The following is a 23916-nucleotide window of genomic DNA, read 5'->3' on the forward strand; positions in this document are numbered from 1 at the left end:
AGAGTTATTTCATGACCAATCCCCTGTTGAGCCCCAGCCCCCTGCCGTTCGGCCTCCCGCCGTTCGCGGACATCACCGCCGAGCACTACGCCGAAGCCGTGGAGGCCGGCCTCGCCGAACACCTCGCTGAAATCCAGGCCATCGTGGACACACCGGAGCCTGCGTCCTTTGAAAACACCGCGCTGGCCATGGAGCGGTCCGGACAGCTCCTGCAGCGTGCGGCGGCGTCGTTCTTCACGCTCGTCTCCGCCGACGCCTCGGACGCCATCCGCGAACTCGAAACCACGCTGTCCCCGCAGTTCTCGGCCCACCAGGACGCCGTCTACCTCAACCGGCGGCTGTTCGAGCGGTTCGCCGCCGTCAACACGGACCAGCTCGACGCAGAGTCCTCCCGCCTGGTGGACGAGTACCTCAAGGAGTTCCGCCAGTCCGGCATCCAGCTCGACGATGCCGGCCAGGAGCGGCTCAAGGCCATCAATTCTGAACTTTCCCGGCTCGGCACGGAGTTCGGCCAGCGGGTCAAGGAAGCGATGAAGTCCGCCGCCCTGCTGCTCGACGACGCCGCCGACCTCGCCGGGCTTCCGGCCGACGATGTCGCCAGCGCCGCGGAGGCCGCCCGCACCGCCGGGCACGAGGGCAAGTTCTTGCTCACCCTCATCCAGCCCAGCAACCAGCCCGCCCTCTCCGCCCTGGAGAACCGTGATGTCCGCCGCCGCCTGTACGAGGCCTCCATCGGCCGCGGCAGCGACGGCAGCGCCCTCGATGTCCTGGACCTGGTCAAGGACACAGTCCGGCTCCGTGCCGAGAAGGCGGCGCTGCTGGGCTTCGCCAACTACGCCGAGCTCGTTGTGGACCAGCAGACCGCCCCGGACTTCGCTGCCGTGCAGACCATGATGAACCGGCTGGCACCGGCCGCCGTCCGGAACGCCGATGCCGAGGCCGACGCGCTGGCTGAAATCGCCGGCCAGCCCCTCGAAGCCTGGGACTGGGCGTACTACTCCGCCAAGGTCAAGCGCGAACGGTACGCCGTGGACGAGCAGGCCCTGCGCCCCTACTTCGAGCTGGACCGCGTCCTCAACGACGGGGTGTTCTTCGCTGCCAACGCGCTCTACGGCATCACGTTCCACGAGCGCGGCGACCTCGCCGGCTATCACCCGGACGTCCGCGTCTGGGAGGTCCGCAACCCGGGCGGCACCGAGCTGGGCCTGTTCCTGGGCGACTATTACACCCGCGAATCCAAGCGGGGCGGCGCCTGGATGAACTCCCTGGTGGAACAGTCCGGGCTGCTCAACACCCGGCCCGTGGTGATCAACAACCTCAATATCTCCAAGCCGCCGGCCGGCGAACCCACGCTCCTGACCCTCGACGAGCTCCGCACCACGTTCCACGAGTTCGGCCACGCCCTGCACGGCCTGTTCTCCGCCGTGACGTACCCGCGGTTCTCCGGCACCGCAGTGCCTCGGGACTTCGTGGAGTACCCCTCGCAGGTGAATGAAATGTGGATCATGTGGCCGGAAGTCCTCGCCAACTACGCACGCCACCACGCCACCGGCGAGGCGCTGCCGCAGGAGGTTGTGGACAAGCTCGACGCCGCGCAGCTGTGGGGCGAGGGGTTTGGCACCACCGAATACCTGGGCGCGGCGCTGCTGGACCTCGCCTGGCATGTGCTGGACGGCACCGAAGTACCCGATGATGCCCTCGAATTCGAGGCGAAGGCACTCGCTGCGGCCGGTGTGGCGCACCACCTGATCCCGCCGCGCTACCGCACGGGATATTTCCAGCACATCTTTGCCGGCGCCGGTTACGCCGCGGGCTATTACTCCTACATCTGGAGCGAGGTGCTGGACGCTGAAACGGTCGAGTGGTTCAAGGACAACGGCGGCCTCACCCGGGCCAACGGCGACTTCTTCCGCGCCGAACTCCTCTCCCGGGGGAACAGCCGCGATCCACTGGACTCCTTCCGCGCCTTCCGCGGGCGCGACGCCGAACTCGAACCGCTGCTCAAGCGCCGCGGCCTCGACTGACCCCTCAAACCGGAACGACGCCGGCCGGCCACCCAAGAAGGTGACCGGCCGGCGTCGTCGTTAGTGTTCTGGTTTTGCTACCAGCCGCGCTCGGCGAGGCGGTGCGGCTGCGGGATCTCGTCCACGTTGATGCCGACCATGGCCTCGCCCAGGCCGCGGGAGGCCTTGGCGATCTCTTCCGGGTCGTCGAAGAAGGTGGTGGCCTTCACGACGGCTGCGGCGCGCTGGGCCGGGTTGCCGGACTTGAAGATGCCGGAGCCGACGAAGACGCCGTCGGCGCCAAGCTGCATCATCATGGCGGCGTCGGCCGGGGTGGCGATGCCGCCGGCGGTGAAGAGCACCACCGGGAGCTTGCCGGTGGTGGCAACTTCCTTGACCAGTTCGTACGGCGCCTGCAGTTCCTTGGCGGCGACGTAGAGCTCGTCCTCGGGCAGGGCGGCGAGCTTCTTGATCTCGGCGCGGATCTGGCGCATGTGGGTGGTGGCGTTGGAGACGTCGCCGGTGCCGGCCTCGCCCTTGGAGCGGATCATGGCAGCGCCTTCGTTGATCCGGCGCAGGGCCTCACCGAGGTTGGTGGCGCCGCAGACGAAGGGAACCGTGAAGTTCCACTTGTCGATGTGGTTGGCGTAGTCGGCCGGGGTCAGGACCTCGGACTCGTCGATGTAGTCGACGCCGAGGGTCTGGATGACCTGGGCTTCGACGAAGTGGCCGATCCGGACCTTTGCCATGACCGGGATGGACACTGCGCCGATGATCGCTTCGATCATGTCCGGATCGGACATGCGGGACACGCCGCCCTGGGCGCGGATATCGGCGGGAACGCGTTCCAGCGCCATGACTGCGACGGCTCCGGCATCCTCAGCGATGCGGGCCTGCTCGACGTTGACGACGTCCATGATGACGCCGCCCTTGAGCATCTCCGCCATGCCGCGCTTGACGCGGTTGCTGCCCGTAACGCTCTTCGCGGACGCGCCGGCTTCGCTGCTTACATCAGGTGTAGACACAAAAACCCCTATGGGTAGATAGATGACCTCGCCGGAGCGCGGACGGCACACAAATGCCGCTTCGCACACACCGGATTACCGGATCCATTGGCCGGTAATGCTAATACTAGTCCCCTGCGCGACCGGGTTGAATTCCGGTTACACCCCGCGGGACGGGCCGGACGCGGGTGCTCAGGCGGCCTGTCCGGTCTCCGTGCCTTCGGTCTCCTCGAGTGACTGCCGGCGCACCGTGATAATCCGCTGAATGACAGTCACCAGGCTCGCCGCGGCCAGGAGGCAAAGCGTCACGAACAGGACAACGGTGGGCAGCCCCAGTCCGGTCAAGCCGGTGACCACCAGGACGGACACCAGCCGCTCGGCGCGTTCGGCGATGCCCACGTTGGCCTGGAAGCCCAGCGCCTCGGCCTTGGCGCGGGCGTAGGACACCACCATGCCCAGGACCAGGCAGACGACGGCGGCAATCGCGATCGCGGCGTCGTCGCCCCCGGTGAAGAACCAGACCGCGACGCCGGCGAACAGCGCCCCGTCGGCCACCCGGTCCAGGGTGGAATCCAGGAAGTTGCCCCAGCGTCCGCCGCTCTTTTGCATCCGGGCCATGATCCCGTCGATGACGTCGGAAAAGATGAACGCGGTAATGAAGATGGTGCCCCACCAGAGCTGGCCGAGAGGATAGAACACCAGTGCACCCACCACCACGCCGAGAGTTCCGACGATGGTTACCGCGTCCGGGGACACACCGATCCGCAGCAGCCAGCGGGCAAGCGGGGAGAACAGCGCGGTGAAGAAACCGCGCGCATGCCTATTGAGCATCCGTCGCCCCGCCGCTCGCCGGACCCGCGCCGTTCGCCGGACCCGCGCCGTTCGCCTGCGGCCAGGCTTCCGCGACCTGCTGGCGGACCTCGCCCAGGGTCTGCGTGATGGCCTTGGTCTGGGCGATGATCGGGAAGAAGTTCCCGTCCCCGCCCCAGCGCGGCACCACATGTTGGTGCAGGTGCCCTGCTATCCCCGCGCCGCCGGTGACGCCCTGGTTCATGCCCAGGTTGAAACCGGTGGGGTTGGCGACCTTGCGCAGAACGCGCATGGCCGTCTGGGTCAGCTCGGCGAATTCAGCCGTTTCCTCCACGGTCAGGTCCGTGTAGTCGGGAATGTGCCGGTAAGGGCACACCAGCAGGTGGCCCGGGTTGTACGGGAAGAGGTTGAGCACGACGTAGCTGGTCCGTCCGCGGTAGACGATCAGTGAATCGTCATCCTCGCGTTCCGGCGCCACGCAGAAGGGGCAGTCGTCCACGTTCTTGAACTGGTGCTGCCCGCCCTTGATGTACGCCATCCGGTGCGGAGTCCACAGGCGCTGGAACGCGTCCGGCACTCCGGCCAGGCCAAAGTCGTCGGTCACGCCGTCGTCCCCCGGATACTCCGGAGCGGCCCCTGTGGTGTCCTGCATACCTGGCTCTTCCCTGTCCGCTAGCTGGTCCGGTTGCGGACGGCGTCGACGATCCGCTGCACGGCCTCGGCCACCGGCACGCCGTTGTCCTGGCTGCCGTCACGGAAGCGGAAGGACACCGCGCCGGCGTCGGCGTCGTCTCCACCGGCGATCAGCACGAACGGGATCTTGTCTTTGCTGGCCGTGCGGATCTTCTTCGGGAAACGGTCCGAGGAAATGTCCACCTCGGCCCGGATGCCCGCGGCCTTGAGCTGGCCGACGACGTCGAACATGTAGTCGTTGAACGCCTCGGCCACGGGGATGCCGACCACCTGCACGGGAGCCAGCCACGCCGGGAAGGCACCGGCGTAGTGCTCCGTGAGCACGCCCATGAACCGTTCCACGGAACCGAAGAGGGCGCGGTGGATCATAACCGGGCGCTGGCGGGTGCCGTCCGCGGCCTGGAACTCGAGTTCGAAGCGCTCGGGCAGGTTGAAGTCCAGCTGGATGGTGGACATCTGCCAGGTGCGGCCGAGGGCGTCCTTTGCCTGGACGGAGATCTTGGGGCCGTAGAACGCGGCTCCGCCCGGATCCGGGATGAGCTCCAGGCCGGAGGCCTCGGCCACTTCGGCGAGGGTGCGGGTGGCCTCGTCCCAAGCGGCGTCGTCGCCGACAAACTTGTCTGGGTTCTTGGTGGAGAGTTCCAGGTAGAAGTCGTCCAGGCCGTAGTCCTTGAGCAGGCCCAGCACGAAGTTCAGCGTGCCGGTGAGCTCGTCCTTCATCTGCTCGCGGGTGCAGTAGATGTGGGCGTCGTCCTGGGTCATGCCGCGCACCCGGGTGAGGCCGTGCACCACGCCGGACTTCTCGTAGCGGTAGACGGAGCCGAATTCGAACAATCGCAGCGGCAGTTCGCGGTAGGACCGGCCGCGGGAGCGGAAGATGAGGTTGTGCATGGGGCAGTTCATCGGCTTCAGGTAGTAATCCTGGCCGGGCTTGCGGACGGTGCCGTCGTCGTTGAGTTCCGCGTCGATGTGCATCGCCGGGAACATGCCCTCCTTGTACCAGTCCAGGTGGCCTGAGACCTCGTAGAGGTGGCCCTTGGTGATGTGCGGCGTGTAGACGAACTCGTAGCCGGCATCCACGTGGCGCTGGCGGGAGTAGTCCTCCATGGCCTTGCGGATGATGCCGCCCTTGGGGTGGAACACCGGCAGGCCGGAGCCGAGTTCATCCGGGAAGGAGAACAGGTCCAGTTCCGCGCCGAGTTTGCGGTGGTCGCGGCGTTCGGCCTCGGCGATGCGCTCCTGGTAGGCCTTGAGGGCCTCCTTGGTGGGCCAGGCGGTGCCGTAGATGCGCTGCAGCTGCTGGTTGTTCTGGTTGCCCAGCCAGTAGGCGGCCGAGGACCGGGTCAGGGCGAAGGCGTTGGAGATCAGCTTGGTGTTGGGCAGGTGCGGGCCACGGCAGAGGTCGCACCAGATGCTGTCCCCGCTCTTGCGGTCAACGTTGTCGTAGATGGTGATGTCCCCGGCGCCGACCTCGACATTGACGCCTTCGCCGGCGTCGGCCGCCTCGTTCTTTTTGCCGAGGAGCTCGAGCTTGTAGGGCTCGTTCTTCATCGCCTCGCGGGCCTCGTCCTCGGTGACCACGCGACGGACGAACTTCTGGTTCTGGTTGATGATCTTCTGCATCATCTTTTCCAGGGCCTTCAGGTCTTCCGGGGTGAACGGCTCCGCGACGTCGAAGTCGAAGTAGAAGCCGTCGGTGATGTACGGGCCGATGCCCAGCTTGGCGTCCGGACGCAGCTGCTGCACGGCCTGGGCCATCACGTGGGCCGTGGAGTGGCGCAGGACGTTGAGGCCGTCCGGGGAATCGATGGTGACGGCCTCGACCGTGGAGTCCTCCGGCAGCGGCTGGTCCAGGTCCTTCAGCTCGCCGTTGATGCGGGCCACAACGACGTCGCGGCGCTCAAAAAAGAGTTCCGCGCCGGTGGTCCCGGTAGTCACCTTGGTCTCTTCGCCATCGACGAGAAGGGTGATCTGCTGGGCATCTGACACGGGTGTCTCCTATTCAAAGTTAAGGCTTCGTAGCTTGTGGCGTACGGGGACCACAGCCAGCCTCGTCCATGCTATCTGTTTCTGAAGAGGCCAACCAACGCCCCGCTCAGTCAAATTGGCTACACGGAGTGGGCACGGATAGCCGTTCACCTGGCACTGTCAGACGCCGAGTCCAGTAGTGATGAGGCTTTGGGACTCTCCCCTTCAGCAGGCTCCTCTGCTGGGTCTAGATAAGCTGCGACGGCGAGTGGTTGCTCTAGGGGGGACACCCCACGTTTCCCCATCGAATTTAGCGCCGGTTTGGTGATGTCGACAGCAGTGCTCTATATGTTGAGGATCGCTCTTCTGTTTGGCCTTTCCATTCAGTAGATTGCGCATGCCAACTGAGTAGAAATATTGGGGAACTGGATGCTAATCCACGAGATTGTGATTGAAAACTTTAGAGGCTACGAAGGCCGCCACCGCATCGGTGCTGAACAACTCACGGCGCTTGTGGGAAGGAACGACTCAGGCAAGTCCACCATCCTTGACTCTCTCGGAGTCTTTTTTGAGCATCCCTTGTGCAAAGTTGATTTCGAAGACGTAAACAAGGCGGTCCTCCCTAAAGGCGAAATGAGGATCGGCCTTGTCTTTCGTGACTTTCCAAGGGAGCTTATTCTCGACAGCACCAACAAGACGAGCCTCCATGATGAACATCTCTTGAACGCTGATGGATTCCTGGAGATTCATAAAGTTTGGTCATTCACGGACAGCAAGCTGACAGCGAAGCCTTCGATCAGGATCTGCGCCGTTCACCCTCGCGCAGAGAACGTTAGAGATCTCCTTCAATTGAAGATTACGGATCTTAGGAAGCGTCTTCCTGCCGACGCCGTGGCCAACAAGGCGTCCTGCGCTTCGCTACGATCAGCGATCTGGTCAGCTGTCGACGACCTCGACCTTGGAGAAGTTGAAGTACCCGTCGACAAGGAGGATGCGAAGGAAATCTGGTCCAAGATCTCTGACGTTCTTCCTCATTTTGCTCTATTCCGTGCTGATCGAGCTTCCACCGACGAAGATGCCGAAGTCCAAGACCCGCTGAAGATTGCTGTATCAAATGCCATTGCATCCGTTCAGCAAGAACTGGATGTGATTATCAAGAAGGTGAGCGAGGAAGCCCTCGAAGTGGCTACACGTACCTTGGGGAAGCTATCGGCATTTGACCCAGAACTCGCTTCCGAGCTGACACCGAAACTCAAGGCGCTGCCTAAGTGGGAGAGCATTTTCAAGCTTTCCTTGACTGGTGATTCCGAGATTTCAATAAATCGCCGCGGATCCGGAGTGAGGCGGCTGGTCCTATTCAGCTTCTTCCAAGCTGAAGTTGAGCGACTTCTCCAGAGCAGCAGCAAGACAAATGTCATATATGCAGTTGAGGAACCCGAGACCGCTCAGCATCCGGACAACCAAGTAAAAGTGATGCAGGCTTTTGTCCAGTTGACCGAAGCCAGCGACTGCCAAGTCTTTATCACAACCCACACTCCTGCGATTGCGCGACTGTTGCCCGAGAAGAGCATCCGATTTATAACCAAAGATGATTCCGGCAAACGTGTGGTGATTGCCGACGAAGAGAGTGTCCTCAGCAGGGTCGCTGCCTCACTTGGAGTACTGCCTAACGTGGCCGCACGCGACTCGCTCCGGACCTTGGTTTGCGTAGAAGGGCCTCATGATATTGAATTCTTGACCGGTATCGAACGCATGCTTGAGAAGCACGGCCTCGTTAAGGGTCATTTGAATGCCGCCAAGGAAGTCGTGTGCCTCCCTCTTGGTGGTAGCACGTTACAGGATCACGTAAATAAGAGATATTTACGCCTCTTGGGTGTGCCAGAAATCCACATATATGATCGAGACCAATTGCCGCCAGCTAGGGCAAAATACCAAGATGCCGCGGATCAGGTTAATGGCAGGGGCGACAATTCTATTGCATTCATAACCTCAAAGCGGGAAATGGAAAACTACCTTGATCGTGAGTCGATTGTGGCAGCGGTGCCGTCAGCGGCTTCTCTTGCTGAGATTTCAGACTGGGTGGATGTTGAAAACGAAATTTTTTCGGTCTCGGGACAGAGAAAATTCGAACGGCGCTCCATTAAGAGCTGGCTGAATGCTGAAGCCGTCTCTGAGATGACTCTTGATCGCTTAGCTGCCCGCCAAGGCTTGGAAGAAATCCTGTCGTGGTTTGAAGCCGTAGAAAAGCGTGTCAGTAATGGTGACCCAAATTTGAACTAGAAGGCCAATCCGCACTCACTTGCGCCCTTGCGAGAATGTAGATTTCGGAGGCCAACCAACGCGCCGCTCAGCCTCCCAGCCCGGTGATGGCGAGGTTGCGGCTGATGCCGTCAAGAGGTCCCGGCGGCTGGAGTTCCGGGTAATCCGGGATGCCGGAGGCCGGGGCCGGGAACGGCAGGGTCTCGGTGCGGCTCAGGTCCCAGGCCATGCTGGCGCTGATGCTGATCCCCCGCGGCCCGGTCCGCCGGGTGGTCCCCCGGATCAGCAGCAGCCGGGTGCCGAACAGCAGCGGCCCGGCCAGCTCCTGCGCTTCATGGAAGAAGACGGAGTCCACGCAGCCCGTGCCGTCGTCGATGCTGATGAACACCACGCGGCGGCCTCCCCGCATGGGCGGGGTCTGGGTGGCGACGCGGACCCCGGCCACCAGCACCTCAGTGCCGTTGCGCAACGCCAGCAGCTTGTCCGCGGTGGTGACGCCAAGACGGTCCAGCAGCGGCCGGTGGCTGGCCATCAGGTGGTCGCTGACGTCCACGGCCATGAGGTCCAGCTCGGCCCGGACGGTATCCACCAGAGTGGGTGCGGGCAGCAAAGCCTTGAGATTCTTCAGTTCGACGTCGCCCAGCGGCAGCGACAGCTGCCCGTCGATCACGTCGATACCTTTCCGGTGCGGCCGGCTCTGCAGGGTCTGCAGGTGATGGACCAGGTCCGCGCGGTTGGCGGCCCCGCCGGAGGCCCGGTGCAGGGAGTCAAATGCCCCCAGCTGGGCCAGCCGCTGGATGCTGGGTTTGCTCAGCCGGGACCTGGCCCGCAGGTCCGCGAGCGAGTCGTAGGGCTGTCCTGCCACGATCCTTTTCAGCTCGGTTCCCGAGAGCCCGTAGATGCCGTTCAGGCTCAGCCGGATGCCCAGCTTGCCACGGTCCGGGCCGGCGGCCACGCGTTCCACCCGGTACTCGGCCTGGCTCCGGTTGATGTCCAGGGGCAGGATGGGGATTCCCAGCCGCCGCGCCTCGGCGACGAGGAGCCGCTTGGGATACATGCCCGGATCGTGTTCCCACAGCCCGGCGAGGAAGGCCTCCGGGTGGTGGGTCTTGAGCCAGGCCGACTGGTAGGTGGGCACGGCAAAGGCGGCGCCGTGGGCTTTGCAGAACCCGAAGCTGCCGAAGGCCTTGAGTGTCCCCCAGACCTTGTCCACCACTTCGGGGCTGTACCCCCGGGCACGTGCCTCCTTCCGGAAAAACTCCTCCACCCGGCCTTCCAGCACGTCGTTGCCGAGAGCGCGGCGGAATTCGTCCGCCCGCGCCAGCCCGCAGCCGGTCATGACGTCGAAGGTCTTCAGGATCTGTTCATGGAACACAGTAACGCCGTGCGTCTCCTTGAGGACGGGTTTGAGGTCTGGGTGCGGATAGACCTCGGGGGCGAAGCCGTGGCGGTGCTCCAGGAAGGGCCGGACCATGTCCGATTTCATCGGGCCCGGGCGGAACAGGGAGATGTCAATGATGAGGTCGTTGAATTCCCGGGGCGCGAGTTTGCCGATGAGCTCCCGCTGCCCGGGGGATTCGATCTGGAAGCAGCCCAGGGTGTGGGTGCTGCGGATCAGCTCATAGGTGGGTTCGTCGTCGAGCGGGACGGCGTTGAGGTCGATGCTGCCGTCCTCGGCGATGTAGTCCGGGCCTGTCCCGTCCGGCCCTGCCGGGTGGGCGCCTGCGGCCACCACCTCGGCTTTGGAAGGATGCAGGCGGATGACCTCCCGGACGGCGAAGGCCATGGCGCTTTGCATCCGGACGCCCAGGACATCGAGTTTCAGCATGCCCATGGGGTCCATGTCGTGTTTGTCGAACTGGCTCATGGGCAGGCCCAGTCCGCTGGGCTGCACGGGCGTACGGTCCAGAAGGGTGGCGTCCCCCAGGATGACCCCGCAGGGGTGCATGGAGATATGGCGCGGCAGCCGGTCCAGCCGTTCGGTGAGGTCCACCAACAGGTCCAGCTGCTGGTTCCCGCTGAAGTCGCGCTGCCCCACCCGGCCGGCGAATTCCTTCAGCTCGGGTTTCTCCTCGAGGGCTTCGCGGAAGTTCCGGGCCGAGAACCGCCACAGCTGTTTGGCGATGTCACCGATCTCCCCTTCCTCCATGCCCAGGGCGAGGCCGGCGTCGCGCACGGCACCGCGAGCGCGGTAGCCGTTCTGCATGCTCATCAGCGTGACGCGCTCGGAGCCGAAGCGCTCAAAAATCTTCCGGTACACGTTGTGCCGTTCGGCGCTTTCGACGTCGATGTCGATGTCCGGCAGGGTGGCGCGGTCCCGGGAGAGGAAGCGCTCGAAGATGAGGTCGTGCTGCAGCGGGTTCACCTGGCTGACGTCGATCAGGTAGTTGACCAGGCTGGATGCTCCCGAACCGCGGGCCGCCGCCCGGACTCCCATGGCCTGAATCATCCGGGAAACCTCGGCCACGGTCAGGAAGTACGCGGCGAAGCCCAGGCTGTCGATAATCCTCAGTTCGTGTTCCAGCCGCGAGCGCAGTTCCTGGGCGGGTTTGCCCGTGATCCCCGGGAACCGCCTGCCGATGCCGGCCTCGCAGCGCTGGGTGAGCTCCACCAGGGCGTCCCCGGCGATGCCGATCACCGAGGCTTCCGGCACCACGGGCTGCTTCCATCCCATGTCCGTCACCGGGTCCATCCGGCAGCGGTCCGCGAGCGCCTCGGTCTGTGCCATCAGGTTTTTCAGGTCAGCGGCGCCGTACCCCGCGGCGTGCATGATCTCCTTTCCGAGCTGGAGCATCTGCGCCGCGGATTTGAGCCAGGCCTGCCCGTTGGGCTGCAGCAGCGGGGCGGCGGAGAGTTCGGGCAGCGATTTCAGGGTGCGGGCGGAATCCAGCACATCCGCGGTGGCCGCTCCGTCCTCAGCCACGTACCGTACGGCGTTGCTCAGCACGGCGGGAACCCCGTGCTCGGCGGCAAGCTTGAGCATCCGCACCGCATGGGCGGTGCTGAGCGGCTCCCCGGGCGGGCTGAGCTGGCTGACCACCTCGGCGGCGACGGTTCCTTGCGGCATGGCGTCGAGCCAGCGTTTAAACAGGGTGCGGGGGCGCAGGTAGCGGCGCCCTCCCATGGCACGTCCGACGTCGGAGTCGGGTCCGATCAGCACGGTCAACACCGGCTTGAGGGTTTCAGGGTGCAGGGTGCGGGAGGCCAGCTCGGCCCGGGTGACGGCGACGGGCACCGCTCCCCCGGCCTTGCCCGTGGTGCGGGCATGCGCATCGGAGATCAGCCGGCACAGCGCACGGTAGCCGGCGCCGTTGTTGTGCCCGTGGGCAAGCACGACGACTCGTCCCCCCACCTGGGTGCGGAGGTCGCCGTCGTCGTCAAAGACCGCCAGGTCCACTCCGACGACCGGGTCCAGCCCGGCCGCCATACAGGCCTTCAGGTGCTTGACCGTCCCGTAGAGGCCGTCGCGGTCCGTGCAGGCGAGCGCCGTCGCCCCGTCCGCGGCCGCAGCGGCGGCCAGTTCCTCCGGCCAGGAGACCCCGTAGTGGGCGCTGAAGGCCGTGGAGACATGGAGATGGGTGAAGCTCATGCCGATTCGGGCTTCCGGGACGGCAGCAGGGCGTCATGGATCCGCAGCAGGCGCCAGCGTCCGCTGCCCACGTGCCGGGTCAGGTCAAGGGTGAGGCTTTCCTGGTCGGGGGAATCTGCCCGGCGCACCTGGACCCGCCAGATTTCGTGGTCCACGAGGCCGGGGCCGCTCCCCAGCGGCGCCCGCCGCTCTTCCGCCCACCATTGGCGCCGCTCATACCAGCGGACCGGTTCGGCGCAGACCGTGTAGTGGCGGCCTGCCCAGTCGAGCTCCAGGGGCTGGCCGGAGGGTGCGCAGGCGACGTCCACAGACTCGCTGAACATGCCCATCGCGCCTCCCGGACCACACCATGTGTAAGAACCATCTGTCAGAACAATCTGGCAGAACAATCTGGCAATAGCAGCCAGCATCCATTCGAACATGTATTCGAATAGTTCCAGTCTACGACGGTGCCGGGGCAAAACCTAGATCAGGGGTGGACGGACGCAGGCACAGGTAGCAGGATTGATCCATGAGCTCCCATAACGCACTTCTGAAGAACGTAAGCATCGCCGCTGAGGACACATCCTTGGTGGCGAAGTTCGATATAGACGGAAACATCCCCGGCCAGGGCGCCTACGTGGTGGGACTCGTTGCAGCAACCCCGGATCATTCCCACCAACGACGAATGGGAATCGAGTTCATGAACGGGGAGGCCGTGTCCTTCTACTGCTTCAGCCATGACGGCACGGAGGAGAACTTCGACCTCAAAGGTGTGGAGCACTCCGGCAGCACCATTACCGGTCACTTTCCCATCAGCACCATCATGGGCCTGACCAAAGGGCACCTCATGACGGCCTTCAGCGACTGTGACGGCCGCGAGTACCAGGCGAACGTCCCGGTGGAGGAAGCCCTCTAAGCCGCCGCGCCCTAGGAGCTGGCTTTGTAGACTTCCAGCTCAAGCGTGATGAAAGCGTCGATCATGGCCCGGTAGGTCTTCTCAATGAGTTCGACGTCGATGTCTTTCTGTTCCGCTGTGGCGCGAACGTGTTCGATGACCCGCTCCACACGCCCGGGGGCTCTCACCTCGGCGCTATCGGCCTTGAGGGTTCCGGCGATCCGGATCAGGCGCTCGCGGCGGCCGATCAGCGACACGATCTGCTCATCCACCTCGTCCACGGCCACCCGCACAGCGGCGAGCTGCTCCCGGTCGGCCTTGGCAGCTTTTTCATCTTGGTGATTTGTGGACATGTGCATGACAGTATCGAATGATGCAGCCACGAGTCGATTTAATTTCACTGGGTGTCCGCAGTGTTGACGCCTCCCGCAGCTTCTATGTAGATGGCCTGGGCTGGCCCGTCCACCGGGAAGTCCGGGGCGAGGTCCTGTTCATCCAGGCCAATCACGGCCTGCTCCTCTCGCTCTGGGACGCCGGGCAGATGCAGGCCGAAGCCGCCACCGATCCCCCGGCCGGCATTCCCACCATCACACTGAGCCACAACCTAGGCAGCACGGCGGAGGTCGACTGGGTGATGGCTGAGGCCGAAGCGGCCGGCGCTGCCATCATCGCCGAACCGAAGACCCAGCCCTGGGGCGGCTACACCGGCTATTTTGCCGACCCCGACGGCTACCGCTGGGAGGTTGCCTTCAACCCCAGCTGGACGGTCGACGGCGGCGGGAAAGTGACGCTCTGACGTTCCTAACCAAGGGACACAGACAACCTGCGCTCCAACAACGGCGGGTCAAAGCGAGCATCCTCTTTGGTCGTGCCGTCCTGGCACCAGCCATGCCTTTCGTAGAAGCGGATGGCGCGGCTGTTGCCGTCCGCGACCCAGAGATACGCGCGGCGGTACCCCATGGAGCGAAGCCCCTCCACGGACGCCAGGAACAGAACAGACCCCAAGCCCCGGGACCAATAGTCCGGATGCAGATTCAATGCGTGAAGTTCCCCGGCGCGGCAAAGTCCGGGGCGTCACTAGGGACGGCTTCACGGATCGAAAAATCGCTAGTCCTCAAGTCCAGATCCCCCTTCCTGGTTGCTTCCGGTCGGATCCATCACCGCAACTATGCGGACTGCACCGCTTGGCCAAGGGCATAAAGGCCCTGTCGAGGTGTTCGTCGGCGACACTAACGTGACTTGGAGTACACGGCGGCACGCTATTCGAGCCGGTGTGCGGAGAGCTGCAAAGCACGGATGTGCTCTGCAGCTCTCCACAGTGTTGCCCGTAGCACCAGCCCCCAGCTACCGCCATACCGGCCGGCTAGAACAAGCTCCCCACAGGCTCGATCAGTTCCGGGGAGTCGTTCTTGACGTTCCCGACGGCGGTGCCGACGGCGTCGATCGTCCAGCCCTCCGCGACGTCGTGCGCGCCGGCCCGGACCAGGTCCACCAGTCCGGCGGCATCGTCGGCCTGCGGATCCAGCCACGCCTGCATCGTCTCCCGGTCCATCGGCAGCGGCACCCGGTCGTGCAGGGCCGTGAGTTCGGCCAGCATTCCGCCGGCGTAGCCCTCCGGCGGCGAGTCGGTGGTCATGATCGACGTCGACAGCAGCCAGCGCCCCGGGTCATCCTCCGCCCGGGACGGGTCCTTCCACCATTCGTAGAGCCCCGCGAACACAATCGGGTGCCCGTCGCGCGGGTGCACGTAATAGGGCTGTTTGCCGCGCCCCTCACCCTTCCATTCGTAGTAGCCGTCGGCGGGGACGGCGCAGCGGCGGGCGCGGGTGGCCTTCCGGAAGGCCGGCTTTTCCAGCACACTCTCACTGCGGGCGTTGATCATCTTCGAGCCGATCCCCGGGTCCTTGGCCCAGGACGGCACCAGTCCCCAACGGGCAATGTGCAGTTGCCGGACCGGCTCCCCCTCCACCAGCCGTTCCAGCAGGATCGGCACGTCCGCCGTCGGGGCCACATTCCACGACGGCGGGATCGCGATCTCCTCCTCAAGCCCGGCGTCGAACTCGGCCAGCAGGTCTCCGACGGCCCGGGCCATCACGTAGCGTCCACACATGGCACCAGCATGCCACCGCGCCCAAGCCCTGTCATCCGCAGCGGCTAGCGCATTCTGCGGGAATACCGGTCCCCGCGTTACGGTTATTGGGAGTGACGTATTAATTGTGCCGGCGGCGTTTGTCGGCAACGGCGCTGCCACCGCACGCCGTCAACCAGCTTTGAGGAGAACTTCGTGGACTTCACCCCCGAATCCGGCACCATCACCATGTTTTCGACCACCTGGTGCGGCTACTGCAACCGCCTGAAGAAGCAGCTGGACGCCCAGGGCATCGGGTACACCGAGATCAACATCGAAGAAGTTGACGGCACCGCAGATCTCGTGGAGAAGCTCAACGGCGGCAACCGCACCGTCCCCACCGTGCTGTTCCCGGACGGCACGGCGGCCACCAACCCCTCTGCGGCAGAGGTCAAGAGCCGCCTCGCGGCCTAAGGCCGTTTTGTGAACCGATAACGACGACGGCGCGGCCTCCCAAGGGGGCCGCGCCGCTTCCAGTTGTGCAGCAGAAACTGACTGTGCACCAGAAATTGATTTGTGCACCGGACAGTGACTGTCCACCAGACGTTGCGCGACAAAGTTTGCGACACAAGTCTCACGACGAAAGTCTCGCGGCATAGAGTCTTGCGGTGAGAACCGCGACAAGAGCAGAGGAGCTATTTCCATGGTCCATAAAGTCAAAGGCGCAGTAGTCCGTTCCAAGAACGCACCCGTCACACTGGAGACCATCCTGGTCCCGGATCCCGGACCCGGCGAGGCCCTCGTGGACATCCTCACCTGCGGCGTCTGCCACACCGACCTGCACTACAAGCAGGGCGCCATCAACGACGACTTCCCGTTCCTGCTCGGCCACGAGGCCACCGGCGTCGTCAGCGCCGTTGGCCCGGACGTCACCGAAGTGGCCCCCGGCGACCGCGTCGTGCTGAACTGGCGCGCCGTCTGCGGCGAGTGCCGTGCCTGTGCCAAGGGCCAGCCGCAGTACTGCTTCAACACCCACAACGCCACCCAGAAGATGACGCTCGAGGACGGCACCGAACTCAGCGCGGCGCTCGGCATCGGCGCCTTCGCCGAGAAGACCCTCGTCGCCGCAGGTCAGTGCACCAAGGTCGACGCCGAGGCTGACCCGGCCGCCGTCGGGCTGCTCGGCTGCGGCGTTATGGCAGGCATCGGCGCCGCCATCAACACCGGAAACGTCAAACGCGGCGATTCGGTCGCGGTCATCGGCTGCGGCGGTGTGGGCGTGGCAGCCGTCGCCGGCGCAGCGCTCGCCGGCGCCACCACCGTGATCGCCGTCGACATCGACTCGAAGAAGCTCGACCGCGCCAAGGACCTCGGCGCCACCCACACCGTGGACTCCTCCGCCGTCGACCCCGTGGAGGCGATCCGCGAACTGACCGGCGGCTTCGGCGCCGACGTGGTGATCGACGCCGTCGGCCGTCCCGAGACGTACAAACAGGCGTTCTACGCCCGCGACCTCGCTGGCACGGTGGTTCTGGTCGGTGTCCCCAGCCCCGAGATGACCCTGGACCTGCCGCTGCTGGACGTCTTCGGCCGCGGCGGTTCGCTCAAGTCCTCCTGGTACGGCGACTGCCTCCCCTCGCGCGACTTCCCCATGCTGATCGACCTCTACCGGCAGGGCAAGCTGGACCTGGACGCGTTCGTCACGGAGCGCATCACGATCGACCAGATCGAGGAAGCCTTCGACAAAATGCACTCCGGCTCGGTGCTCCGCTCGGTGGTGGAACTGTGAGCGGCCGCGCAGACGGGCTCCGGATCGACCGGCTGGTCACCTCGGGCACGTTCTCGCTCGACGGCGGCACTTGGGACGTCGACAACAACGTCTGGATCGTGGGCAATGACGCGGAATGCCTCGTGATCGACCCTGCCCACGACGCCGGCGCCATCGAGGCAGCCGTTGCCGGACGGACCGTCACCGCCATCCTGCTGACCCACGGCCACGATGACCACATCGCCGCCGTCGGCGAATTCCGGAAGCGCGTCGACGCTCCGGTGTACCTCAACCGCGAGGACTGGATGCTGTGGGAGCGCGTGTTCCCGGGAACCGAACCGGACCACGCGATCGAGGACGGCGACACGTTCGACGTCGCCGGCGCCCGGCTCCAGGCGCTGCACACACCGGGGCATTCCCCCGGCTCCATGTGCTTCTCGCTGCCCAGCGAGGGCACCGTCTTCAGCGGCGACACCCTGTTCCAGGGCGGCCCCGGCGCCACGGGCCGGTCCTACAGCGACTTCCCCACCATCATCGAGTCCATCAGGAGCCGTCTGCTGACGCTCCCGGGGGACACCGTAGTGCGGACCGGTCACGGCGATCCGACGACGGTCGGCGCCGAGGCGCCGCACCTGGAGGAATGGATCGCCCGGGGCCACTAGGCTGCAACGGTCACAACCGAGCCAGTGAGCAAGGCCGGGCACCTCGGGGTGCCCGGCCTTGCTCGTTGCCGGTCTTAGCCGAGCAGGCTGCCGAAGTCGCCGTACTCCAGGGCGGCGTAGCGGGCGTAGGTGGCGGTCACGGCGGCCTCGATGGCGTCCACGTCCAGGTGCGGGACGAGATCGTTGACGGCGCCCGCCGTGGCCGGATCCCAGTCCAGGCCCAGGGCGGCGTAGCTGGCCTCGAGCACCGCGCGGATCGGGGCCGAGTTCTCCACCACGATGACCGAGCTGAACAGCCAGCCGCCGGCCACCACCCGCTGCGCCGTCCCGATGAGCTTGAGCTGGTGCTGCGGAACCGCCGGGTCCTGGCCATGGACGCTGAATTCGCCGGGGCAGTACTCGCCGGGGATCTCCCCCACCGCGGCGTCCACTCCGGCGCTCCGGAGGGCGTGGGCCAGCAGCTCGCCGAAGAAGGAAAAGCGCCCCTTGGCCCCGGCGATCGCGTCCCGGTCCGGCTCCAGATGATCGATTACCAGGGTCCCCTCGTGGTACGCGGCAGCGCGGCCGCCGGCCTTGCGGACCAGCGGTTCGAAGCCCAGTTCGCGGCAGGCCTGCGCCGCGGCGTCGAAGCCCGGCAGGTGCGTGTCCCGCTGGCCGAACGCCACGGTGGGTGCCGGCCGGTAGAACCGGAGCATCGGGCCCACTTCGCCGGTCTTGACTTTCCGCAGGAGTTCCAGCGCGAGGTCCAGGTCCCCGGCGGCGCCCAGGGAGGCCTCCTGCCGGAAAATCGTCAGCGTCCGTGGTGCCACCGCGGCCTCCGGCATGTTGTTATGCTCCCTTATGGTCATCTTGCAATTCCTCGTCGTAGCCGCCGCGTTCGCCGTCATCGATTCTGTCTGGCTCAAGTCGATGAGCAAGTTCTACCGGAACCATCTGGGGCACCTCATGGCGGACAAGCCCAATCTAGGGTACGCCGTCGCCTTCTACGTCCTGTACATCGCAGGAATCGTCTTCTTCGCCCTCCAGCCCGCGCTCGACGGCGGCAGCTGGCTCACGGCGCTCGGTTACGGTGCTGCACTGGGCACCTTCGCCTACGCCACCTATGACCTCACCAACGCGGCGACCCTGAAGAACTGGCCGCTCATCATTGTGGTCGCGGACATCGCCTGGGGCGCCGTGCTGACGGGCCTGGCCACAGTGGTCGGCTGGCTGGTCTTCCACTAGGGACCGCGCCACAAGGGATCCCGCCCCCAGACGGCTCATGTCTGAGGGGCGCTTCTTATATGGAAAAGCTTTCTGATGGGGGACCAGATATGAACTACCGATTTACTGGCGGCGCTGCCGTGGCCATCATCGCTCTCGGCCTGGGGTCATGTTCTTCTGCCGATGTCACGCCGCCGGCGGATGGTGGAACATACGACACGATTGACGACCTGAAGAAAGCTGTTGAATCCGCTGGCCTGCTGTGCCCGGAGCTGGTCTTGGACAGGCCCCCTTCCAAATTCTCCGCCTCCTCGGGAAGCTGCAGCGAGGACCTGTCCCTGGCTGTCTACTCCACCGATGTGTCTCTGGAGTCGCAGCTGGAGTTCTGGAGGCCGGTTGGGCAACGTTCGATCAACGTCGGCAAGAACTGGACCGTCGTAACCGCCGACCCGAAACGCCTTGAGAAGAAACTGGGCGGCACCGTCCTTCACACAGGGCCGTAGCCCGCAAGTCAGGAACCACTTCCCTGTTCCGGCCCCTGTTGTCCTCAATACCGAAACGGGAGGTGAGGTCACCCGGCGCGGATGAGGCGCCGCACCTCACCGGGGGCACAGACTGGAGCTGCCGCGGTCCATCGGATCGCCTTGTACCCAACAAGAACGGAGGCTTCAGCATGGCTGAGACATTGGATGAACTAGGGCCCGTGGACTGGATCGTCGTGGAGTTCCCGGGGCCGAACTTCGGCAACGGTCAGATCGCCCCTTTCCTGGATGACCTGGTCAAGCGTGAGCTCGTCAGGGTGCTCGACATGGTGTTCCTGAGGAAGACCGATGACGGCACGCTCGAGACGGCAGAGATCTCCGACCTCGAAGAGGGCCAGCTCGGCGAGGTGCGCATGGCCGAGGCGGAACTGGCCATGGTGCTCTCGGAGCAGGACGTCATGGACCTGGCCGCCACTATTGAGCCCGGCCACTCCGCCGCGGTGCTCGTCTGGGAGAACCTGTGGGCGGCCCCCTTCGGCTCGGCCATCCGCAAGGCCGGGGGCCAGCTCGTGGCCAGCGGCCGGATCCCGACCCAGGCCGTCATCGCCGCTTTCGAAGCGGACGCCCAAGCCGAGCCCGAAGCACTTAAGGAAGGAAGCTGACATGCCACTCGCAGCACGACGCAGGCGCCGGACCGCCGCCGCCGTTGGCGGAGCAATTGTCGTCGCCCACGGGATTAACCGTCGTGGCGACCGCCGGGAGGACCGTCGGGACGACCGCGGCGACCGGCGGGACGACCGTCGCGACCGTCGCGACTGACCAACGCGGCTGACCGCCGCGACGGACATACGGAGCCGGATCCCGGCTCCCCCTAGTGCGCATGACCCTCCAAGGGTCATGCGCACTTCACTTAGCAGTCATGACCTAAGACTTCCGAAGCGTCAGGATCTGCTCGGCGCGGCCGAAAGGGCCCTGGAGGTCATGCAGCACAGTCGAGGTCAGGCCGATTCCGTCCGTGCCGAAAGAGACCTCGTTGTCCAGCCCCAGCCATTCCCCTTCGGGGCGGCGGTACATGTGCACTTGAAGGTCCAGATTGGGGAACGCGTAGCTGCCCTTGCCCGGCGGAACCCGGGCGGCGATCCCGTTGGCGGTGTCCACCAGTCCGATCAGACGGGACAGGTCGCTGCTGTCCTTCCGGTCCGTCAGCGGGTGTTCCGTGTGCAGCCAGACCGTCCCTGAACCCGCGCGGTGCCCGTCGGCAATCCGCATTTCCAGCGAAGCGATGTAGCCGCCCGGCCAGATGCTCGCGGCGTCATACGGTTCGCAGTCCTGCGGCGCGTGAATCCGCGGGTCCTCGAACGCCGCGATCGCGCCCGTGTCGGACATGATCATCCGCCAGGCCGTAGCGCGGATGGCGACGCGCCCCTCCGCGACCAATTCGGCCTGCACCAGCTCGATGGTCCGGCCCGGGCGGAGCGTAGTGGTGATGACCTCGAACTCGCCGCCGGGGATCAGCCCGAGGATCTCATAGCTCAGGCGTGCCATCCGCATGTCGTCCCGCGGTTCGTGCCGCTCCAGGCAGTCCGCCATGATGCCGGAGGCAGGTGCCATGTGCTGTTCGTGCTCGTTCCAGGCCCCCTGGGCGTGGATCGTGGAGCGGAAACGCCCTCCGCCCAGCACCTCGTAGTAGAAATCGCCGTCGGCAAGCACCGGTAGTTCCGCAGTCGTCACTGTCTGCCCTTTCGCGTGGCTGGTAATCCCAGAACACACTATCGCCTGCGCGCCCGCGACGGGCCCGGGTTTGCGATAGCCGCGACTCATATTCCCGCCATGGTCCCGCTGCGCTACGCGAACCGCCACGCGACACGCAGGAACCCTGTCGTTACCGGAATTCGGGTAGCGGCAGGGCCGCTCCGCAGCGCCAGGCGCAATCCGCGTCGCCAGACACAATCCGCAGCGCCAAGCGCAATCCGCGTCGCCAGACACAATCCGCAGCGTCAAACGCGTGGCGCCGCCCGGACCAGGGGCCGCTGTTCCCTCGCGTCCGGCCGGACTGGGTAGACTCGGAATCAGACTGTCCGCGACTATCCACCGAAGAGGTGTTCCCCTGATTCGAGTCATCAGCTACAACCTGCGTAAGCACCATGCCAGCGGTGAGCTGGTTGATCTGGCCCGCGATTTTGAGATTGATGCCTTGTGTCTGCAGGAGTGCGACACCAACGACCTGCCGGACACTATTGGTGATCTGCACCTTGCAGACGCCACCAAGGGCAACCGGCTGGGCCTGGCGATCTACTACCGGATGGACCGTTTCAGGGCGTTCGAAACAAAGACCTTCGCCTTGAAGAAGTCGCTGCATGACCGCGTCCTCTCCCCCGCGCACGAGCGGCTCATCGGCACCCGGGTGATCGATAACGAGACGGACCACGACCTCGTCATCGCGTCGTTCCACGCGGCCCCGCTGACGGCCTCCAACTCGCTCCGGCGGAACCAGATCCACGCCGCGCACGCGGAGCTGATGAGCATGGGCGGCGGCCTGATGTCGCTGATGGTGGGCGACTTCAACTACCCGTTCTTCACCAAGAACCTGACGGCCCAGATGAAGGACGCGGGCTACGACCTGACGCTCAGCGACCGCCGGACCTACACGCGGTACAAGGTGTTCAAGGGCCACTTTGACTTCGCCACCTCGCAGGGCCTCAACATCGAGAGTGTTGAGACCCTGCCACGTGGGGCCTCGGACCACCTTCCCATCCTCATTTCAGCGGAGTACGGCCAGGACGCTCCCGCGGCCGACGACGCCGAGTCCCCAGCCGCGTAGCCACGGGCCACCATGCGCCGAGCCTGGACACCACCCCTCCCGCCGGGCCTAAGGATGGTGCGGGACTATGAGCGTCCCTGGCTGAAATCCGATCTTGCCTCGGGGGCGGCCCTGAGCGCTTTCCTCATTCCGGCGGGTATGGCGTATGCCGAGGCCGCGGGGCTTCCGGCGGTCACGGGACTTTACGCCTCCGTCATCCCCCTGCTCGCCTACGCCGTGTTCGGCCCCTCCCGTGTCCTGATTATCGGCCCGGACTCCAGCCTGGCGCCCATGATCGCTGCCGCCATCCTGCCTCTTGCCGGCACGGATCCGGACCGCGCTGTGGCCCTCGCCGGCGTGCTGGCGCTGGTGATCGGCGGCCTTCTCCTGGCCGGCAGGGTCTTCAGACTGGGCTTCGTCACCGGGCTGCTGTCCAAGCCCATCCGGGTGGGCTACCTCAACGGAATCGCCCTGGTCATCATGCTGAGCCAACTGCCCAAGCTGCTCGGCATTCCAACCCCCGCCGGCTCACTGGTCAACAGCGCCGCCGGCACCGCGCAGGCTGTCGCCCAGGGTGCCATCAATCCCCTCGCTTTGCTGTTTGGTGCCGGAACCATCGCCGTCATCGTTGGGTGCCGCTTCTTGCCGTGGAGGCTCCCCGGCGTGCTGATCGCCGTCGTGGCGGCCTCGGCGCTGACGGCCGTCCTGGACCTGACGGGGGCGCTCCCCACCGTCGGAGCCCTGCCCCCCGGCCTGCCCGCGCCCGCCCTCGGCGGAATCAGCGTGGACGACGTCATCTCACTGCTGGGTCCGGCGGCCGGCATCGCCCTGATTGCCTTTGCCGACACGTCGGTCCTCTCCAAGAGCTTCGCTGCCCGGAGCGGTGTCCAGGTGGACGGGAACCAGGAGATGGGTGCGCTCGGCGCGGCGAACGTGGCCAGCGGCTTCTTTGGCGGCTTTCCGATTTCCGGCAGCACCTCGCGGACCCCGATCGCCCTCGAGGCGGGCGCCAAGAGCCCGCTGAGCGGAGCTATTGCCGCCGCCCTGGTGGTGCTGTTTATGGTCGCGGCGCCCGGCGTCACCACCTTCCTGCCCTCCAGTGTCCTGGCCGGCGTCGTGATGGTTGCCGCGGCGTCGATCCTCGATGTGACGACGCTCCGCCGGCTCCTCAAGATGAGCCGGACCGAGGCCGCCCTGCTGGTGGCCACCTTCCTGGGCGTCGCGTTTGTGGGTGTGCTCGAAGGCATCGTGGTTGCTATCGGCCTGTCGCTGATCGCGTTTGTGCTCCGCGCAGTGGACCCCTACCGCACCGAACTGGGCAGCGTGGGCGACATCCCCGGCTACCACGACCTTGGCCGGCACCCCGAAGGGCAGCGCGTCCCCGGACTTGTGATCGCACGCTTCGACGCCCCGCTCTTCTTCGCCAACGGGGCAGTCTTCACCGAACACATCCGGTCGCTCGTGGCCGACGCCCCGCAACCGGTACGGTGGGTGATCGTGGCGTCCGAGGCGATCACCGGCCTGGACACCACTGCACTGGATGACCTTGTGGCCCTCGATGATGAACTGGCGAAACGCGGGATCAGCCTGGTGTTCGCCGAGATGAAAGGACCCATCAAGGACCGCCTGATCCAGTTCGGCGTCAGCAGCAGGTTTGGTCCGGACCACTTCTTCCCCACGGTCACCAACGCCGTGAGGAGCTACAAGAGGACCTTCGACCTGGAGTAGGA

23 protein-coding genes and 1 pseudogene are annotated in these 23916 nt (G+C 65.3%); 13 read left to right on the forward strand and 11 right to left on the reverse strand.

What is annotated here, in order from left to right:
• The first annotated feature begins 11 nt into the window (after nucleotides 1-11).
• On the forward strand, nucleotides 12-2024 hold the full coding sequence (locus AC6EUH_RS16530; protein WP_499739323.1) for a M3 family metallopeptidase: 2013 nt from the start codon (nucleotides 12-14) through the stop codon (nucleotides 2022-2024).
• Between the two features lie 77 nt (nucleotides 2025-2101).
• On the opposite strand, the gene pdxS is transcribed toward AC6EUH_RS16530, so the two are convergent.
• The 4 genes from pdxS to thrS all read right to left on the reverse strand — a co-directional run bounded on the left by pdxS (nucleotide 2102) and on the right by thrS (nucleotide 6499).
• Entirely contained in the window at nucleotides 2102-3028 is a 927-nt protein-coding gene (gene pdxS, locus AC6EUH_RS16535) for a pyridoxal 5'-phosphate synthase lyase subunit PdxS (protein WP_144670571.1), read from the reverse strand.
• Between the two features lie 171 nt (nucleotides 3029-3199).
• Nucleotides 3200-3838, reverse strand: a complete 639-nt coding sequence (pgsA, locus tag AC6EUH_RS16540; RefSeq protein WP_056429678.1) for a phosphatidylinositol phosphate synthase — start codon at nucleotides 3836-3838, stop codon at nucleotides 3200-3202.
• Entirely contained in the window at nucleotides 3828-4469 is a 642-nt protein-coding gene (locus AC6EUH_RS16545; RefSeq protein WP_499739324.1) for an HIT family protein, read from the reverse strand. Before AC6EUH_RS16545 ends, pgsA begins: the two co-directional genes overlap by 11 nt.
• Nucleotides 4470-4489: 20 nt before the next feature.
• Complete coding sequence (gene thrS, locus AC6EUH_RS16550; protein ID WP_499739325.1) at nucleotides 4490-6499, reverse strand: threonine--tRNA ligase; 2010 nt, start codon at nucleotides 6497-6499, stop codon at nucleotides 4490-4492.
• Nucleotides 6500-6907: 408 nt separating this feature from the next.
• Here thrS and AC6EUH_RS16555 point away from each other — a divergent pair, with 408 nt between their 5' ends.
• Nucleotides 6908-8758, forward strand: a complete 1851-nt coding sequence (locus tag AC6EUH_RS16555) for an ATP-binding protein (protein WP_499739326.1) — start codon at nucleotides 6908-6910, stop codon at nucleotides 8756-8758.
• Nucleotides 8759-8825: 67 nt separating this feature from the next.
• Here AC6EUH_RS16555 and AC6EUH_RS16560 read toward each other — a convergent pair whose 3' ends face one another.
• Nucleotides 8826-12326: a DNA polymerase III subunit alpha gene (locus AC6EUH_RS16560; protein WP_499739327.1), complete on the reverse strand. Its 3501-nt coding sequence runs from the start codon at nucleotides 12324-12326 to the stop codon at nucleotides 8826-8828.
• Nucleotides 12323-12655, reverse strand: a complete 333-nt coding sequence (locus AC6EUH_RS16565) for a DUF6504 family protein (protein ID WP_499739328.1) — start codon at nucleotides 12653-12655, stop codon at nucleotides 12323-12325. The genes AC6EUH_RS16560 and AC6EUH_RS16565 overlap by 4 nt, the downstream gene beginning before the upstream one ends.
• A gap of 182 nt (nucleotides 12656-12837) precedes the next feature.
• Here AC6EUH_RS16565 and AC6EUH_RS16570 point away from each other — a divergent pair, with 182 nt between their 5' ends.
• On the forward strand, nucleotides 12838-13224 hold the full coding sequence (locus tag AC6EUH_RS16570; RefSeq protein ID WP_499739329.1) for a hypothetical protein: 387 nt from the start codon (nucleotides 12838-12840) through the stop codon (nucleotides 13222-13224).
• 11 nt (nucleotides 13225-13235) lie between these two features.
• Here the strand turns inward: AC6EUH_RS16570 and AC6EUH_RS16575 are convergent, their stop codons facing one another.
• Entirely contained in the window at nucleotides 13236-13562 is a 327-nt protein-coding gene (locus AC6EUH_RS16575) for a chorismate mutase (protein ID WP_144671834.1), read from the reverse strand.
• A gap of 14 nt (nucleotides 13563-13576) precedes the next feature.
• On the opposite strand from AC6EUH_RS16575, the gene AC6EUH_RS16580 reads away from it, so the two are divergent.
• On the forward strand, nucleotides 13577-13999 hold the full coding sequence (locus tag AC6EUH_RS16580) for a VOC family protein (protein WP_499739353.1): 423 nt from the start codon (nucleotides 13577-13579) through the stop codon (nucleotides 13997-13999).
• A 5-nt stretch (nucleotides 14000-14004) separates the two neighbouring features.
• On the opposite strand, the pseudogene AC6EUH_RS16585 reads toward AC6EUH_RS16580, so the two are convergent.
• Together AC6EUH_RS16585 and AC6EUH_RS16590 are read right to left on the reverse strand one after the other, a co-directional pair.
• Nucleotides 14005-14247, reverse strand: a pseudogene (locus tag AC6EUH_RS16585) (GNAT family N-acetyltransferase); the annotation flags it as partial.
• 319 nt (nucleotides 14248-14566) lie between these two features.
• Nucleotides 14567-15313: an SOS response-associated peptidase gene (locus tag AC6EUH_RS16590; RefSeq protein WP_499739330.1), complete on the reverse strand. Its 747-nt coding sequence runs from the start codon at nucleotides 15311-15313 to the stop codon at nucleotides 14567-14569.
• Nucleotides 15314-15412: 99 nt separating this feature from the next.
• On the opposite strand from AC6EUH_RS16590, the gene AC6EUH_RS16595 reads away from it, so the two are divergent.
• The 3 genes from AC6EUH_RS16595 to AC6EUH_RS16605 all read left to right on the forward strand — a co-directional run bounded on the left by AC6EUH_RS16595 (nucleotide 15413) and on the right by AC6EUH_RS16605 (nucleotide 17701).
• Nucleotides 15413-15745: a mycoredoxin gene (locus AC6EUH_RS16595; protein ID WP_499739354.1), complete on the forward strand. Its 333-nt coding sequence runs from the start codon at nucleotides 15413-15415 to the stop codon at nucleotides 15743-15745.
• 229 nt (nucleotides 15746-15974) lie between these two features.
• The gene (locus tag AC6EUH_RS16600; RefSeq protein WP_499739331.1) at nucleotides 15975-17060 is read left to right on the forward strand and encodes an S-(hydroxymethyl)mycothiol dehydrogenase; all 1086 of its coding nucleotides are present in this window, start codon (nucleotides 15975-15977) and stop codon (nucleotides 17058-17060) included.
• Complete coding sequence (locus AC6EUH_RS16605) at nucleotides 17057-17701, forward strand: MBL fold metallo-hydrolase (RefSeq protein ID WP_499739332.1); 645 nt, start codon at nucleotides 17057-17059, stop codon at nucleotides 17699-17701. Before AC6EUH_RS16600 ends, AC6EUH_RS16605 begins: the two co-directional genes overlap by 4 nt.
• 74 nt (nucleotides 17702-17775) lie before the next feature.
• Here the strand turns inward: AC6EUH_RS16605 and AC6EUH_RS16610 are convergent, their stop codons facing one another.
• On the reverse strand, nucleotides 17776-18549 hold the full coding sequence (locus tag AC6EUH_RS16610; RefSeq protein WP_499739333.1) for a lipoate--protein ligase family protein: 774 nt from the start codon (nucleotides 18547-18549) through the stop codon (nucleotides 17776-17778).
• On the opposite strand from AC6EUH_RS16610, the gene AC6EUH_RS16615 reads away from it, so the two are divergent.
• The 4 genes from AC6EUH_RS16615 to AC6EUH_RS16630 all read left to right on the forward strand — a co-directional run bounded on the left by AC6EUH_RS16615 (nucleotide 18542) and on the right by AC6EUH_RS16630 (nucleotide 20205).
• Nucleotides 18542-18925: a DUF2177 family protein gene (locus AC6EUH_RS16615; RefSeq protein WP_056429701.1), complete on the forward strand. Its 384-nt coding sequence runs from the start codon at nucleotides 18542-18544 to the stop codon at nucleotides 18923-18925. The two genes, AC6EUH_RS16610 and AC6EUH_RS16615, sit on opposite strands and share 8 nt — an antisense overlap.
• A 59-nt stretch (nucleotides 18926-18984) precedes the next feature.
• Nucleotides 18985-19407 (forward strand): hypothetical protein, encoded by a 423-nt coding sequence (locus tag AC6EUH_RS16620; protein ID WP_499739334.1) that lies wholly within the window; start codon nucleotides 18985-18987, stop codon nucleotides 19405-19407.
• Between the two features lie 170 nt (nucleotides 19408-19577).
• A complete protein-coding gene (locus AC6EUH_RS16625) occupies nucleotides 19578-20048 on the forward strand; it encodes a DUF6325 family protein (protein WP_499739335.1) in 471 nt (156 codons plus the stop codon).
• Between the two features lies 1 nt (nucleotide 20049).
• On the forward strand, nucleotides 20050-20205 hold the full coding sequence (locus AC6EUH_RS16630; protein WP_156367563.1) for a hypothetical protein: 156 nt from the start codon (nucleotides 20050-20052) through the stop codon (nucleotides 20203-20205).
• Between the two features lie 105 nt (nucleotides 20206-20310).
• Here the strand turns inward: AC6EUH_RS16630 and AC6EUH_RS16635 are convergent, their stop codons facing one another.
• Nucleotides 20311-21117 (reverse strand): thioesterase family protein, encoded by an 807-nt coding sequence (locus AC6EUH_RS16635; RefSeq protein WP_499739336.1) that lies wholly within the window; start codon nucleotides 21115-21117, stop codon nucleotides 20311-20313.
• Between the two features lie 379 nt (nucleotides 21118-21496).
• Here AC6EUH_RS16635 and AC6EUH_RS16640 point away from each other — a divergent pair, with 379 nt between their 5' ends.
• A complete protein-coding gene (locus AC6EUH_RS16640; RefSeq protein ID WP_056430025.1) occupies nucleotides 21497-22207 on the forward strand; it encodes an endonuclease/exonuclease/phosphatase family protein in 711 nt (236 codons plus the stop codon).
• Between the two features lie 54 nt (nucleotides 22208-22261).
• The gene (locus AC6EUH_RS16645; RefSeq protein WP_499739337.1) at nucleotides 22262-23914 is read left to right on the forward strand and encodes a SulP family inorganic anion transporter; all 1653 of its coding nucleotides are present in this window, start codon (nucleotides 22262-22264) and stop codon (nucleotides 23912-23914) included.
• Nucleotides 23915-23916: the final 2 nt, after the last annotated feature.

It is taken from the genome of Arthrobacter sp. 001422645 (genome assembly GCF_059816125.1).

Coding starts and splice junctions, on each gene's coding strand:
- AC6EUH_RS16530 (WP_499739323.1), top strand. CDS start 12: ATGACCAATCCCCTGTTGAGCCCCAGCCCCCTGCCGTTCGGCCTCCCG.
- pgsA (WP_056429678.1), bottom strand. CDS start 3,838: ATGCTCAATAGGCATGCGCGCGGTTTCTTCACCGCGCTGTTCTCCCCG.
- AC6EUH_RS16545 (WP_499739324.1), bottom strand. CDS start 4,469: ATGCAGGACACCACAGGGGCCGCTCCGGAGTATCCGGGGGACGACGGC.
- AC6EUH_RS16555 (WP_499739326.1), top strand. CDS start 6,908: ATGCTAATCCACGAGATTGTGATTGAAAACTTTAGAGGCTACGAAGGC.
- AC6EUH_RS16560 (WP_499739327.1), bottom strand. CDS start 12,326: ATGAGCTTCACCCATCTCCATGTCTCCACGGCCTTCAGCGCCCACTAC.
- AC6EUH_RS16565 (WP_499739328.1), bottom strand. CDS start 12,655: ATGGGCATGTTCAGCGAGTCTGTGGACGTCGCCTGCGCACCCTCCGGC.
- AC6EUH_RS16570 (WP_499739329.1), top strand. CDS start 12,838: ATGAGCTCCCATAACGCACTTCTGAAGAACGTAAGCATCGCCGCTGAG.
- AC6EUH_RS16575 (WP_144671834.1), bottom strand. CDS start 13,562: ATGCACATGTCCACAAATCACCAAGATGAAAAAGCTGCCAAGGCCGAC.
- AC6EUH_RS16580 (WP_499739353.1), top strand. CDS start 13,577: ATGCAGCCACGAGTCGATTTAATTTCACTGGGTGTCCGCAGTGTTGAC.
- AC6EUH_RS16590 (WP_499739330.1), bottom strand. CDS start 15,313: ATGTGTGGACGCTACGTGATGGCCCGGGCCGTCGGAGACCTGCTGGCC.
- AC6EUH_RS16600 (WP_499739331.1), top strand. CDS start 15,975: ATGGTCCATAAAGTCAAAGGCGCAGTAGTCCGTTCCAAGAACGCACCC.
- AC6EUH_RS16615 (WP_056429701.1), top strand. CDS start 18,542: ATGGTCATCTTGCAATTCCTCGTCGTAGCCGCCGCGTTCGCCGTCATC.
- AC6EUH_RS16610 (WP_499739333.1), bottom strand. CDS start 18,549: ATGACCATAAGGGAGCATAACAACATGCCGGAGGCCGCGGTGGCACCA.
- AC6EUH_RS16620 (WP_499739334.1), top strand. CDS start 18,985: ATGGAAAAGCTTTCTGATGGGGGACCAGATATGAACTACCGATTTACT.
- AC6EUH_RS16625 (WP_499739335.1), top strand. CDS start 19,578: ATGGCTGAGACATTGGATGAACTAGGGCCCGTGGACTGGATCGTCGTG.
- AC6EUH_RS16630 (WP_156367563.1), top strand. CDS start 20,050: ATGCCACTCGCAGCACGACGCAGGCGCCGGACCGCCGCCGCCGTTGGC.
- AC6EUH_RS16645 (WP_499739337.1), top strand. CDS start 22,262: ATGGTGCGGGACTATGAGCGTCCCTGGCTGAAATCCGATCTTGCCTCG.